Consider the following 14,254-nt stretch of genomic DNA (forward strand, 5'->3'; position numbering starts at 1 on the left):
CATGCAGACAGCACTCAGTAAAATATTTAAAAATGCGCAGGCTGGTGTGACAGACACGCAGGGCGAGTTTGGGACGCTGCTTTCCTTGTCGCCCCTATCCGTTAAGCTCGACGAGGACCCAACCCCACTGGAACCCGAGGAACTCGTAAAATTAAACCCGACGAGCTGGCGACCAGAGGACGTCGGAAAAAAAGTAGCATTGTTGAGCTGCTCAAACGGTCAGTACCTTTTGCTTGGGGTGGTGGGGTAGATGTTCCCAGAACTGAGCGGTGATGAAACGCGGCTGGTACAGTCGGCAGACGCACCGATCCCATGGACGTATAGACTGGACTGGTCAAGCAAGCAATTCATACAAGGACCAGACGGCAGGTACGTGCGGACCCAGACATACAAAGAGTACCTGGAAGAAACGGCACGCAAGATTTTAAATACCAAGCGGTTCCGGTACGCGATCTACTCCGAAAACTACGGGGTCGATTTTCAATCAGACATAGGAAAGATGAGATCCCTCGTCTCTCTCCCGGTGATTAAAACACTGGCTGAGGAAGCCTTGGAAGCTCACAGCGAAGTCAACCGTGCAGAAGTGCTGGACATCCGGATTGTAGACAATCGGATCAGATTCTTTTTGCAAATGGAAGGAATACGGGGAACGGTAGAGATGGAGGTGGACGCATGGCAACGATCGTAAAACCTGAAATGCCGATCTTGAGGGAGTCACCGGACGCAATCTACCAACGGCTTGCGAATAAGTTGATTGCGATCGCAGAGGCTCGGGGAGAAGCGCCACCTGCAACCGAGGAGGGCGAAATCTTTTATGATTTGCTTTACCCAATCGCGGAAGAGATCAGCGAGCAGCAGCAACTGCTCGAGTACGCTTTTCTACAGGCGTTCCTTCCCTGGGCGGATGGTGTATTTTTGGATGCTCATGGTGCGTTTCTTGGATTGACCCGTAAAGATGGAGAACTGGATGATCCTTACCGTGATCGCTTAATCGAACGCGCTCAGACAGAGGAAGGGAATGGACGGGCGAATGACTACGCGATTTGGGCGAGGGCCGTAAACGGCGTTGGCGGTGCGACAGCTGTCGAGAAAGCGAGAAACGATCTATCGATCGATGTCTACATCACGGATATTAACGGGCAACCTGCTACACAGGCCTTTGCGGAACAAGTGAGGACAGCGCTGGAGAAAAAACGGATCGGCCTGCATGATCTGAAGGTGCTTCCTGCAACTGTGTTCGCTTTGAGCGTATCAGTAAAACTGACGCTGCAGGAAGGGGCAGTCCTGGCAGATATCACTACGCTGTTGACTACAAGGATAAAAGAATACCTGAAAGGGCGCTCGCAGCTGGTTTATCAGCAGATTGCGGCGCTCTTTTTCGTGGATGGCGTTGTGGACTTCACGAATTACACCCTGAATGGAGGCACGGCGAACCTCACGGTGCCAGGTAGCCAGGTGGTCTCTCTTAATCTGGTGGTGACGACATGATATTAGAGAAATACCGTCGCATGCTCCCGCCCTACTGGTACGAGAACCAGGTTGCCGATTACCATTTCGAAGCTGCGGAAAGTGAAATGGTCGAGCAAATCGCCAAGATCGAGCAGCTGCGAAATCAATTCTTTCCCATGACGGCGACGTACTCACTGGATGTCTGGGACTGGATCTATTTCGGGACCAAACAGTTCACGCCCGACGAGCAGCGGCGGCAAGCAATCATGGAGAAATACTGGGCCAGTGTTTCTTTTACGCCTCCTGTACTACGTACGCTTGGGCTGGACGCTTCCACGCTAAAGGTCGTCACGATGGAAGAGGTATTCGCCACAAAGCGTATCCGGTACACCTTCAAGCAAGAGGACACAGTCGATGTAACAAAGCTGGTGAAGTCATTCGAGAAGATTCGGCCAGTACACGCAGTAGGAATCGACCTCTCGTTTACGGGATCGGAGACGATACAGCTGGTTGACACCGTAACCATGGCTACGAAACGGTACAGGAAGGTCCGAGAAATGCGAGTCGGACTTCCGCCGATGATGAGGGGAAGTGAAATCGCGCTATGATCGCAGATGATTATCTCAAGCTGGTTGCTCAGGACATTCAAGCCAGGGCATCCACCGTTCTGATTAATAACACGACATCAGTTCCTGTTCTTTCTGTAACCGTGGCAGGCAAGGTCGTGACGGTTCGAACCGAAACGGTACAGAACGTGACGGCTATTACGAACCTAAAGCTGAAGACTACGGACGGCAAAGTCATCATCGATAAGGCTGTAAACCTGACGATGCCGGCCGCACAGCAGCAGGACTTTACCTTTACCATTGAAGTGAAAGGAGGAACAGCATGACCTACCAAGCAAAAACCAACTGGAAACCGGACGATCCTGTGATGGAGACGGACTATATTCGAATCGAGCAGGGGATTGCTGATGCTCACCAGCTGGTGAAGGACCTAGCTAATGAGTTAGGCGGCAGCTTTGTTTTTTCGGGACTGACATTTACGTATACAGGGCTCACGGCCAACTACGCAGCTGGTACGGCATACGTAAAGGGTCAGCGCTTCTCTGTATCTGCAGGTTCGATCCCGCTGAATGCGAACCAGGGGCAGTACATCTATCTGGATACAGACGGTGTGATCAAGAAAAGCACGTCCCAGGCTGTTGCTGACGGCGTATGCCCTTTGTGGTACTTCTCTACGAATGTGACGACAGTTCTTTCTTACACCGATCGTCGCAACCTGCTTAGCGATTCTATCACCGTGGATCAGACACAGGTGCCGTCCAGCAATACCGCGAAGTGGCCGAAGTTTTTTTCCTTCTTCGCCTACTTGTTTAAGGGTGTAACGGGTGAAGCGGATTGGAAGACCGCCCCTGTAAAAACGATCAAACAGCTGTGGACCGACCTATCGAACCACATTGCCGATATGGTTTCTCACATCACGGCTGCCGAGCGTACTGCATGGAATGCCAAAGAAACGCCAGACGGAGCACAAGCGAAGGTGAATTTGCACGCTAACGAAACGAATGTGCACGGTGCTACGCCATCAGCAACAGCGAATCGAATCGTTCAACGGGATGCGTCGGGTCGTGCAAAAGTATCCGATCCAGCAGCGGTAGATGACATCGCCAACAAGAAAGTTGTGGATGCCGTAGATAGCAAGTTGACCACTCATACCGGAGACAACGCGAAACACATTACTCAGGCAGAACGCGATGCGTGGAATGCCAAGGAAACTCCTTCTGGAGCTCAATCGAAAGTCGATACGCACGCAGCGGACAATGTTAAGCACATCACAGCGGCGGAACGATCATCATGGAATGCTAAAGAAACACCCGCAGGGGCGCAAGCAAAAGCCGACGCAGTGCAAGCAAATCTCAACACGCACTTGAGCGCTCCCGACCCTCATTCGCAATACCAGCTGAAAGGGACAGCGAACGCCGACGTAAACAAAACGAAGGCGGTACAACTGCAAACGGATACCCGTTCCCTGGTCCTTACCTACACAGGGAACCAACTGACGAAGGTCGAGGAAATGGACGGTGCGACAGCTATAAAAACCACGAACCTAACCTACAACGGGGACGGGACTCTGGCGACGACGCAGGAAATCGCAGGAGGGACGACTGTCACAAAGACCCTGACGTACACCAGCGGTAAACTGTCGGGCGTAACGAAGGCGGTGGTCTAATGGACGCGGTAGCGTTTGCCTTGGCGAAGTCCATTAAAGTAAGTGACGATGTCCTAATTAAGAAATCAAACATGCCGTTGGCTTTCAAGAATGGCGGCGCAGGTGGCGTAAATGGAAAGGCTTATGTATTCGCCGGGGAAACAGCCAGCGCAATCGTAGCCAATCATTACGAGTACGACCCCGCGACCGATACCTACGCAGTAAAAGACGGCTCGCCGGGTGGCCTCAAGAGTCGAGGGTCTTGTGCTTCCCTGACAAAAGTCTATTCCATCGGCGGCGCAATCGGCAGTATGAGTGGGGACGAACGTAATCTGATTTACGAATACGACCCAACAACAAACATCTGGACATCGAAAGCGCTCATGCCCATCGCTATGAGGGGGCCGGGGGTGGCCTATAATCCTGCCGACAGGATGATATATGTAGCGGGTGACAGTAAACTACCTATGTATCAATACGACCCATCCAAAAACGTATGGGCTACGAAAGCGCAAATGGCTAAGGCAAGGAGCGGTAATGGTCTAGCTGCTGTAGGCGGCAAGTTACTTGCTACTGGCGGTATCGGTGATAACGACTATACCGCCGAATTGTATAACCCAATCACCAACAGTTGGTCGCCAGCGGCAAACATGCCCCGAAATCGTAGATGGCACACGTCTATGGGTATTGGTGACAATGCTTACCTATTCGGGGGATACGACGATTTTTTCAACACAAACGATATTTTGAATGTGCATATTTACAATGTAGTGGAAAACAAGTGGACATTCGGAACGACTACAATTTCGGATCAGGCCATGGGTATGATGCCCGCGCTGATTGGAGACAAGATTTATACATTCGGGGGTTCGGGTTACAGCAGTTCAACAGTGCAATCTTTATGTTACGAATACACGCCACGAAAAATAGACGGACTGGACGCCTTGTTGGGCTGGCTGGCCGCAAACTAAAGGAGGAAAACGACATGCAATATAAAGGCGTAGAAGTTTCATGCACCCAGGAAACGCTGGACGACTTCCTAGCGAACCTCCCCGTATCCATCGAGGTACGGGACTTTACGGAGAAGTACAATGGCGTCCAGATCGAGAACCCGACGGGCGTCGAAAACGCGAAGTATTATGTCCTACGAGTAGGAGGGGCAGCGTTCCTGCAAAACCATGACCCGTTTGAACCTGGATTCGCACCGATCACGGACACAAACGCGGCAGCACTTATCCAGCGTCACAAGGATGACCTGGTCGACCAGATCATCTTTTCCCAGTTTGCTGTCAAGCCTGCGGACAAAATCAAAGAATTGGAGGACAGGCTGGCGCTAGAGCAGGAGAATAACCTGAACACGATGGAAGCTCTTGCCGATGTTTACGAACAACTCCTTGCTTTGCAGAATCCAAACGGAGGTACTGTCTAATGGCCGCGATTTACTACAACTTGATCAAGGCTGGACGAAGGACGATTGACTCTGTACCAACCAATCTACGCGAGGAAGTGCAGGCGATGCTCGATGCTGACAGCACTTCTGCTTAGACTTGGCACCTGGCTGATCTCCTTGAAAGGAGGTGATACCATGGTAGCGATTTACGTAGCTTTGATCGTCGCAGGCCGCCGTACATATGAAAGTGTACCGGCTAACCTGCAGCCAGCAGTAAAAGCAGATCTGGAGGCTCTAGGCTTGGGCACAGATGGAAAACATCTAGCAGCATAACGCTCTTTCCATATGGGAGAGGGCGTTTTTTCATGGGGAGCTACTGAAGTGGCTCCCTGTTTTCATCCAGACCATGAGCCGCCTCGTTTCTAGCGGGGCTATTTTATTGCCTTTAGGGTGGAAGGAAGATGAGCACATGAAGTTTCTACAGAGTTTAGAGAACGTAGCGACCCCGGCAAATGGATGGGCAGCGACTACAGGGGCATTACTTACTCCGATATTTCAATATTTTTACGGAAGTGACAGACTCGACATCCTTGTCGTGTTACTCTCCATGATCAGCTTGGATTGGGTGACGGGTGTGTATGCTTCCAAGAAGGATAATACCTACTCGTCTGAATATGGGTTAAGTCGTATTCCGCGAACGCTTTTTTTAGTGGCGCTACCCGCAATAGCTAATTTATTGGATCGGGTAATGGGAACCCCTGGTTTTCTTTTCTTTGGTGTAACGTTTGGCCTGATCTATCACACGTGGACAAGCCTGACCGCAAATGCTCATCGAGCAGGCTGGCCTATCCCCAAATCTATCGTTACGCTCGTTGGCTCCGAGATCAAGGCTAAAGCAGAGCGAGCTGCACGTAAGGAGACGAAGTAAACATGAAAATCATCGACATGTTGATCACCAATAAAACTGCACGCCCCGGGACACGGATCACTCCCCGGGGCCTTGTTATTCATTGGACGGCTAACGAAGGAAAGGGAGCAAATGCTGTAGCAAATCGAAACTACTTTAACAAACATACTACTGAAGCCAGTGCTCACTACTGCGTAGACGATAAGCAAACCGTGCGCTGCTTGCCAGAGAATGAAATGGGGTACCACGTCGGGGCGAAGTCGTACAAGCCGGACGCGCTCAAGCGCCTGAGCACTTACCCGAATAACTGTACGATCGGGATTGAAATGTGCGTGAACAAGGACGGAGACTTTCAGAATATGTACAAGAACACTCTGGAGCTGGCTGCAGACATCCTGAAACGTTATGGATGGGGCATCGACCACCTCTGGAGGCATTACGACATCACAGGGAAGAGCTGCCCAGCGTATTTCGTCACAGACAGCTTCGCCAAGCGTTTTACGGGATTGTCAGCTGAGCAAGCCTGGACGAAATTCATGGACGATGTGCAAAAGATACTCACAGGAAATCCACAGAAAATTCAAACTAATGTGGATAAGGTATCGATTGAGATCAACGGTGTGCACTTGCCATCTCAAGGATACTTAAAGGACGGAGTTTCCCATCTCCCTATTCGTGCTGTTGCAGAGGCTGTAGGCGGCAAGGTAGAGTGGTGCGCTGATACCAAACAAGTGAGAGTGAACGGCCACGACCTGACGGAGACAATCGAGTCGGGTATTTCATATGCCCCAGCACGTGAATTGGCTGCAGCATTGGACATGCAAGTGGAGTGGGATGGAGCGTGTAAAACAGTCAGATTCTCGAAAGGATGTGCATGCGAATGATGTTGGATCAGTTGGTTCTGTTCTTCCAGGAATGGTGGCCTTTGATGGCTCTAATTATTGCTGTTCTGCTGGTAATGGCAGCCGACCTCTTTCCTAAATTAGGGCAGTTCATGCGAGAAGTAAAGCAGCGATACCCAAACGCTGTTGACGTACTGTTCTCCAGACAACAGTACGTCATTGACTGCTATGAACGGTTACCACTTCGGATACGGGCGGGTTTTGCATTGATCGGTGGAAAGCAGGCATGGGCCTGGCTGGTGAAGGCTGGGTACTCCTATCTAAGGCGGAATTAAAAAGTGTGGATACTGCCTTCCCTTTAGAGGGGGGCTTACCTTTATTGCTCAGCTTGGATGTATTGAACATCGAGCATAAAGGATAGTAGCCCTTCCAGTTGCCTTCTTTCAACGTGGTTGCTTTCGGGTAACTCTAATAATTGGACATGGTTTGATCAGATCCGAAGCCAGAAAAAAATGACTTGATTCCGATTTTTTGTGCCTATAGAAGTTGAATATTTTCCTGTAAAGAGGAAAATGGACCTGTTAATATAAGGGGGGACTACTTTTCAATGTATTGTGATATGGGAAATCATTCCTAATTCTACCTGGAGATGAAGAAGTGAAACAGACCGCGACCATTTTAGCTTTGACTTCCTTTCTATTTTTTGCCCCACAATTAATTATGGAAAATCGGGCAGATGCAGCCGGTACCACTGCAACCCTCAAAAAAGACGGTACCTGGACTAATGATGGTATTTGGATGGATGAACCAGAGAATTACGTGGGTAAAGCTCCTGCCCCCATGGACTACTATCGTTCTGCGATCCAATTCGAGCTGCCTGACTTGCAAGGGAAAACCGTCACAAAAGCAACGTTGCGAATAAAAATTGCTAACATTCAGAGTTCCTATCCAAGCCTGACACCTTTTCTAACTGTATATGGTTCCTCTGTCGACACATGGGGCGTTGATTTTCCGTTGGCGGTTACTGATGAGGAAATCAAAACCATAGAGGTGGCAGGTACCGACGCAGGAAATTGGCTCGAGTTTGATGTCACTGATTTTGTAGTCAAGCAGACGGATGGGATTGCATCTTTCGCCTTACGTGCAAATGAGCAGTTTGGAGGAGCAGGAGATGAACTGGATATAATCTATTACGCTGATGATTCTCTATATTCCGCGTACCATCCACAACTAATCCTGGAAACCGGAACACCAACTCTCGCATCCAAACCACCGGTAGTGGCAAACGCAACCACTTCGGAAGACACTCCTGTATCAGGTTTGGTGATCAATAAGGACCCGCAAGATGAGACTGCCGTGACTCATTTCAAAATTTCCAACATTACAGGGGGGAGGCTCTATCAGCAAGATGGCATGACCGAAATCACAAACGGTACATTTATCTCTACCAATGAAGGGAGCAACGGTCTTAATTTCGTTCCATCGGCAAATGCCAATTTTCCTGCTGGAGATACGTTTTCATTCCAGGCGCAAGCTGCTCAAAGTGGATCAGGGAATGGATTAAGCACAGTTGCAGAGCCCCTTATCATGGTCACAGAAGTAAACGATCCTCCCGTTGCTGGCGACGATGCGTTAGGCGATATCAAGGAGGATGCATCGCCCCTTATCATTCCGATTGCTGATCTGCTTGCAAACGATTCGCCGGGACCAGCCAACGAAGCCGGACAAGCACTGAAACTGACAATGGAACCGAACAACTCGGTGACAGGCGGAGAACTTTCAATCGACGGAGCTAATCTGGTCTTTACCCCTAAGCCGAACTACTGGGGAAATGCTGGCTTTACCTATACAATAACAGATAACGGAACGACCAATGGCCTCCCTTCCCCTGAGACCGCTGAAGGAACCGTCGCTTTTTATATCCAGCCGGTGGCTGACATCCCGAACGTCACGGATGCAACGACAGCAGAAGACACCCAGACCTCAGATGGACTTCAGATTTCCAAAAACGAAGTGGATGGACCAGAAGTGACCTACTACAAAGTTAGTAACATTCGGGGCGGCACGCTCTTCAAAAATGACGGCGTTACCCCCATCCTCGACGGTGAATTCACTCCCGCAAGCGAAGGAGCAAAAGGACTCAAGTTTACACCAGGCCCGGATTCCAATACACAGGCTGGAGACATCTTTTCGTTTCAGGTCCAAGCAGCACTCGACCTAGGCGGTACTGGGCTAAGCGATTCAGCCACGGCGACGATAACCGTAAACGAAGTAAATGACCGGCCCGTAGCCGAACCCGATACGCTTGAACCTATTGCTGAAAATTCCGGTGAGCGGATGATCCCCATTTCCAAGTTGACCGAAAACGACAAAACAGGTCCAAGCAACGAATCCGATCAGATACCGACCGTTATCGCTGTAGAAGAGATCACGGGCGGAGCAGTACGATTGGATGTCGATACCCAACAGGTGATTTTTACCCCATCATTGAATTTTCGAGGTGAAGCCAGCTTCCGTTATACGGTGCAAGATGACTTTGGATTGACCAGCAGCGCAATCGTCACCTTCCAGATCATGGCTCGTACCGATCCTCCGAACGTGTCACCTGCAGAGACCCCGGAGGATACAATGACCGGGGACGGACTTGTCATCACGAAAACGGATGTCGGCGGGTCAACCACCACGCATTTTAAAATTAGCGGTATTACTGGCGGTAAGCTCTACCACTCTAACGGCAGCACCAAGATTGAAGACGGAGAGTTTATCACGGTTTCCGAAGGTGGTGCAGGATTGAGATTCAAACCTGCCGACGATCAGCATGGAGATAGCGGGTTTGGTTTTGTTGTACAAGCTGCTGCTGATGCCAACGGTTCGCTATTAAGTGATGCGGTAACAGCTACGATAAGGGTTACCGAAGTCAATGACACACCGGTTGGGCTCGATGATGAATTAGGTAATTTTGAAAAGGGATCGACTTTAATAAGCATTCCGTTATCCAAATTGATAGAAAACGACATTCCCGGACCGCCTGATGAACATTGGCAGACCCTAAACGTTATAGATGTCACCCCTATGGTCGGAGACACTGCAACACTTGATCAGGACCATATCACTTATCGCCTAAACCCGAGCCATTCTGAAACAGTGACATTCTCTTACACGGTTATCGATGACGGGATCACGAATAATATTTCCGATCCAAAAACTGTTACTGCTAAAGCAATTTTTCATTTGACAGATTCGACTCCGCCGATCATTACCCTGAATGGCGACCAGACGTTGTATGTATTACAAAATGAGTCATATGCAGAGCCGGGATATTCCGCCAACGATGAAATCGATGGGGATTTGACGGATGAGGTGGTAGCAGAAGGAGAGGTAGATACTCATGTGCTTGGTATCTATACCATCCGGTATAACGTGAAAGACGGAAGTGGCAACGATGCAGCGGAAGTAACGCGAACCGTTCACGTTGTTTCCAACAAGCTGGGGGATTTGTCTGTTTCCTCATACCAATTGACACCCTCGTTTGATCCTGACCAGAATTCTTACTCGCTTGAAAGCAATGATAAAACTGTAACGATTGAAGCGACGACTCTTGATACGACGGCAACACTCACGATTAATGGCTTTGTGAAGGGAAATGGCGGACAACAAGCGGTCAATTTGGAAAACGGAAAAAATGAGATCACGATTGTCGTCACTGCAAAGGGTGGGGCAACTCAACCCTATGAGTTGGAAATCACCTTCCTCCCCCCTGTGACTCCTGATCCAGGGCCAGAGCCAGATCCGCAGCCAAATCCTGATCCAGGGCCAGAGCCCGACCCGCAGCCGAATCCTGATCCAGGGCCAGAGCCAGACCCGCAGCCGAATCCTGATCCAGGGCCAGAGCCAGATCCGCAGCCAAATCCTGATCCAGGGCCAGAGCCAGACCCGCAGCCGAATCCTGATCCAGGACCAGAGCCAGACCCGCAGCCGAATCCTGATCCAGGACCAGAGCCAGATCCGCAGCCAAATCCTGATCCAGGGCCAGAGCCCGACCCGCAGCCGAATCCTGATCCAGGGCCAGAGCCAGACCCGCAGCCGAATCCTGATCCGAAGCCTACACCGACGCCTCGACCTGATCGGGATCGCAACAGAGATTCTAAGAGCGGGAATAATCAAGATACGAAAAAAGAAACCCGACAAGCCAGAGTCATCTCGGACGATCAACGTGACAAAGCTGCTGTCAAAGTGGACATTGAACGGAGCATCGAGAGAAATGGCAAGATTATCGACTCTGTCTCGTTGAGCGGAGCAAAAGTCGAGGAATTGTTATCCGGAAATAAAGCTAATTCTATGAAATTTGCACGAATCGAGGTCGATGAGATCAAGGATCAGCCTGCTGAAGAAGTGCTCATCAACGTATCGGGGTCGGCCCTGCACAAGCTGAACGAAGCTAGGCTTGACCTGATCATCGAGGTTAGCGGTGCAAAAATTACACTGTCCCAAGACACCTTGAACCAATTTAACGATAATCAAAATCTTTACTTCCGGGTTGTCCCGATTCACAAGAATGACGAATCACTGCAAGTGAAAGAAAAGGTGAACGGGGCCCAAGAAGTCCAAGCATTTGCAAATGGCAGGAACGTTCGTGCTGTTGGTCAGCCCATGACGATTGAAACCAACTACACGCATCACAAAACGAAGGTATCGTTCCCTCTTGAAGGGATTGACATCTCAGATGATCCACAGCAGCGACAATCGTTTCTCGATGGATTAGCCGTGTTCATAGAACACAGTGATAGAGATAAAGAAGTCAAAACGGGAAAAATAGAATACGATGAAAGTGGCCATCCCATTGGCATCGAAATTGAGGTACAGATGTTTAGTACATTCACGATCATCTCAACCGAATCTGACTTCAAGTCGTACAAACGATACATCTCTGGCTTTCCTGACGGTGCTTTCCACCCATCCGACAACATCACCCGTGCAGAATTGGCATCGCTCATTGCCCGTCACATGGGGCTTGTCCAAGATAAGGGAGCAAATCCTTATCCAGACTTGCATGCAACCCACTGGGCCGCCAATTCCGTACTGCAATTGTCAGCAGCAGGTATTCTCTCTGGTGATCTAACAGGCTATTTCCGTCCCGAACAAGGAGTAACCCGAGCGGAGATGGCATCTGTTGCTTATAAGGTAAAAGGACTAGAGCCTGCGAAGCTTGAAAACACATTCTCTGATACGCAGGGGCATTGGGCGTCGAATATTATCGAGGCTGTACAAAAGGCTGGTCTAATGCGCGGCTATGAGGATGGAACATTCCGGCCGAACCAGCGTTTGACACGAGCCGAGGCCATCACGATTTTGAATCGTCTGTTTGCCCGTCCGGCACTCTCCATCATGCAGGGGACCCACTGGTCGGATGTAGCACAATCTCATTGGGCAGCAGGCGATATTGAATCGGCCTCTCGTGACCTTCGTCTTTACCAAGATGGGCGAATCGAGTTTGCCGATCTTCACGAATAGGCAAGGCGTACCATGAATAAAACGAGCCCCCTCTTTTACAGGAGCTCGTTTTTTTTGTTTGTTGTCCAGAATCGCGCACACATATTTCCAGCTCACTCTATGCCGTATTAAGCGGGAGCCACTCAATCAGTCAGCTTGCTTCAAAAGACAAGCCCCTACCATCCGGAACTACGATGCAAAGAATTCTCCAGGCGCTCTGGAAGAAAGATAGAACTTGAAGCAGGAAGACTTTGTCCAATGTGATCTGAATTAGGAAAGAGACACCTCCGAATCTTGGAAAGTGCTCCTGTTGCCCCCCATTTGCCCCCATCAAATTGATAATCAGTGAAGGGAAATAAAATGGACCATTTTAAAAACCGCAAAAATCACGGATTCTTGAATAGAACGATACGGCGTGAAATCAAAAATTAATCAAGGTGGAACTGGATGATCACTGCTTTATCATGCAGAAGAAGTTCTGAGCTTTGACGACGGCGATCGCGTCCAAAAGCTCTACGGCCTACCAGAGCGATGGGTACCATATAGGTCCCAGAGAAGGAAACAAACCAATACTCAACTAAACGTGGGGTGTTTTTTATTGCATGTTCTCTTTCTGTTCGCATATACTACAAACGTGTGTTCCTGTTTTTGGCGGTGGTTCAATTGTTATCAGATATTGAAAGAAAAGACCTTCGGGTTATCGCCAACTACTCAGCTGGGCGACGTAGGACCCCAACGGTTGACGAATTGTGCATCAAGACTGGACGCAACAAGGGCGGTATCATGACTGTGCTTGAGGTTCTTGCGAAAGAGGAGTATATCGAGTGGCAAAGATCCAATACGGATCAGATCACAGTGTTAGAAGCCTGGGAACGAAAGGGGAACAACGGATGGCCAGCAAGGTAGAAAACGTCTTTGCAGCAAGTCGTTTCGTACTGCCTGAGCAACGCGAGCTGTACCTGCAGATAAAAGAAGATGAAAAGTATGTGGAGCGGCCGTCGATCGACGAAGATGAGTTCAGCGAAATGTGTTTCCGTATTTACGAAAGTACACAGTATGACTACGCAGTGACAGTCAAGTGGTTAGTACCGAGCAAGTGAAGCCTGGGAATAATCGAGGAGGCGTGGGGAGTCGTTCGGGAAATAGATGCGGCGCGCAAACGGTTCAAACTCGTGAGCGATTGGGATTCGCAATGGATTAACGTCAAGGATATCATGAGTGTGTCGAAATAGATAAAGAGATGGCTTAACCATCTCTTTATCTATATGTTATTTATCTTTTAATTTTATTGACATTCAGCCAGCTTCCTGTCCAATTCCAGGTTGGGTTATCTTGATTAAATTCATTGTATGGAAGAGCATCTTCACCTTCGGCTGGGTTGTTATATATTACATACTGTACATCCACGCCACCAATTTTTTTTGTGTAATAACCATTGATGATATAAGTGTGCCCAAAACCATCTTTCTTTTTTTCTTTAAAGGCAACAATAGGATATCCTTTATCGATTGATGCTTTTATTTGATTCCATGAAGCGGCAGAGTTTAGATTATCTCCATATATGCCCTTTTCATTAAGTTTACTTTTGAATTTGAATGCAGGAATGGTTACGTTATCTGTATGGCCATTTACAAACATAGCATACTCATCTTTAGTCATTTTGATTCCATAATAATCCAATAGCATGACGGAAACTGCATTCCAGCACCAGAGGGACTTACCTTGATATACCCAGTTAATTTTTATCTGTGGTGTTGGGTATTCCGGATCTGATCCGTAACTTGCGAATGCGGAACTTGGTACTAGTAAAAATACTACAGTCATAAGTAAAGCAATTAAACTCTTGAATCTTACCGAAATTGACATTATTAAAGCTCCTCTCATTTTGGTATATTTTTGCAACAAAGCAAATTATACTAAATTAGGTAAATTATTTCAAACATTTATATTAGAAAAATTTTCCTT

General features: G+C 48.8%; 16 protein-coding genes. 15 read left to right on the forward strand and 1 reads right to left on the reverse strand.

All coding sequences use genetic code 11. The annotated features are described in order from the left end of the window. The first annotated feature begins 1 nt into the window (after position 1). The 15 genes from JNE38_RS05495 to JNE38_RS31055 all read left to right on the forward strand — a co-directional run bounded on the left by JNE38_RS05495 (position 2) and on the right by JNE38_RS31055 (position 13,389). Complete coding sequence (locus JNE38_RS05495; protein WP_203355606.1) at positions 2 to 250, forward strand: hypothetical protein; 249 nt, start codon at positions 2 to 4, stop codon at positions 248 to 250. Continuing rightward, positions 251 to 688, forward strand: a complete 438-nt coding sequence (locus tag JNE38_RS05500; protein WP_203355607.1) for a DUF2634 domain-containing protein — start codon at positions 251 to 253, stop codon at positions 686 to 688. Next, complete coding sequence (locus tag JNE38_RS05505; RefSeq protein WP_203355608.1) at positions 673 to 1,488, forward strand: baseplate J/gp47 family protein; 816 nt, start codon at positions 673 to 675, stop codon at positions 1,486 to 1,488. The genes JNE38_RS05500 and JNE38_RS05505 overlap by 16 nt, the downstream gene beginning before the upstream one ends. Beyond that, positions 1,485 to 2,057 carry a hypothetical protein gene (locus JNE38_RS05510; RefSeq protein ID WP_203355609.1) on the forward strand — a complete coding sequence of 191 codons (573 nt, stop codon included), beginning with the start codon at positions 1,485 to 1,487 and terminating at the stop codon, positions 2,055 to 2,057. The genes JNE38_RS05505 and JNE38_RS05510 overlap by 4 nt, the downstream gene beginning before the upstream one ends. Beyond that, positions 2,054 to 2,341: a hypothetical protein gene (locus JNE38_RS05515; protein WP_203355610.1), complete on the forward strand. Its 288-nt coding sequence runs from the start codon at positions 2,054 to 2,056 to the stop codon at positions 2,339 to 2,341. The genes JNE38_RS05510 and JNE38_RS05515 overlap by 4 nt, the downstream gene beginning before the upstream one ends. Continuing rightward, complete coding sequence (locus JNE38_RS05520; protein ID WP_203357824.1) at positions 2,338 to 3,681, forward strand: hypothetical protein; 1,344 nt, start codon at positions 2,338 to 2,340, stop codon at positions 3,679 to 3,681. Before JNE38_RS05515 ends, JNE38_RS05520 begins: the two co-directional genes overlap by 4 nt. Next, positions 3,681 to 4,631 (forward strand): Kelch repeat-containing protein, encoded by a 951-nt coding sequence (locus tag JNE38_RS05525; RefSeq protein WP_203355611.1) that lies wholly within the window; start codon positions 3,681 to 3,683, stop codon positions 4,629 to 4,631. Before JNE38_RS05520 ends, JNE38_RS05525 begins: the two co-directional genes overlap by 1 nt. Positions 4,632 to 4,645: 14 nt before the next feature. Then, complete coding sequence (locus JNE38_RS05530) at positions 4,646 to 5,089, forward strand: hypothetical protein (RefSeq protein ID WP_203355612.1); 444 nt, start codon at positions 4,646 to 4,648, stop codon at positions 5,087 to 5,089. Beyond that, positions 5,089 to 5,205: a CD1375 family protein gene (locus JNE38_RS30920; RefSeq protein WP_275296683.1), complete on the forward strand. Its 117-nt coding sequence runs from the start codon at positions 5,089 to 5,091 to the stop codon at positions 5,203 to 5,205. Before JNE38_RS05530 ends, JNE38_RS30920 begins: the two co-directional genes overlap by 1 nt. 40 nt (positions 5,206 to 5,245) lie before the next feature. Beyond that, complete coding sequence (locus tag JNE38_RS05535) at positions 5,246 to 5,383, forward strand: CD1375 family protein (RefSeq protein WP_203355613.1); 138 nt, start codon at positions 5,246 to 5,248, stop codon at positions 5,381 to 5,383. Positions 5,384 to 5,519: 136 nt separating this feature from the next. Then, positions 5,520 to 5,978: a phage holin family protein gene (locus JNE38_RS05540; protein ID WP_203355614.1), complete on the forward strand. Its 459-nt coding sequence runs from the start codon at positions 5,520 to 5,522 to the stop codon at positions 5,976 to 5,978. Between the two features lie 2 nt (positions 5,979 to 5,980). Beyond that, positions 5,981 to 6,841 (forward strand): N-acetylmuramoyl-L-alanine amidase, encoded by an 861-nt coding sequence (locus JNE38_RS05545; protein WP_203355615.1) that lies wholly within the window; start codon positions 5,981 to 5,983, stop codon positions 6,839 to 6,841. After that, positions 6,838 to 7,134 carry a hypothetical protein gene (locus JNE38_RS05550; RefSeq protein WP_203355616.1) on the forward strand — a complete coding sequence of 99 codons (297 nt, stop codon included), beginning with the start codon at positions 6,838 to 6,840 and terminating at the stop codon, positions 7,132 to 7,134. Before JNE38_RS05545 ends, JNE38_RS05550 begins: the two co-directional genes overlap by 4 nt. Positions 7,135 to 7,456: 322 nt before the next feature. Beyond that, entirely contained in the window at positions 7,457 to 12,310 is a 4,854-nt protein-coding gene (locus JNE38_RS05555; RefSeq protein WP_203355617.1) for an S-layer homology domain-containing protein, read from the forward strand. Positions 12,311 to 13,113: 803 nt separating this feature from the next. After that, positions 13,114 to 13,389 carry a YolD-like family protein gene (locus JNE38_RS31055; protein ID WP_343071531.1) on the forward strand — a complete coding sequence of 92 codons (276 nt, stop codon included), beginning with the start codon at positions 13,114 to 13,116 and terminating at the stop codon, positions 13,387 to 13,389. Between the two features lie 172 nt (positions 13,390 to 13,561). Here the strand turns inward: JNE38_RS31055 and JNE38_RS05565 are convergent, their stop codons facing one another. Further along, a complete protein-coding gene (locus tag JNE38_RS05565; RefSeq protein ID WP_203355618.1) occupies positions 13,562 to 14,155 on the reverse strand; it encodes a C39 family peptidase in 594 nt (197 codons plus the stop codon). Between the last annotated feature and the right edge of the window lie 99 nt (positions 14,156 to 14,254).

The sequence above is a fragment of the Brevibacillus choshinensis genome (genome assembly GCF_016811915.1).
Lineage (GTDB): Bacteria > Bacillota > Bacilli > Brevibacillales > Brevibacillaceae > Brevibacillus > Brevibacillus choshinensis_A.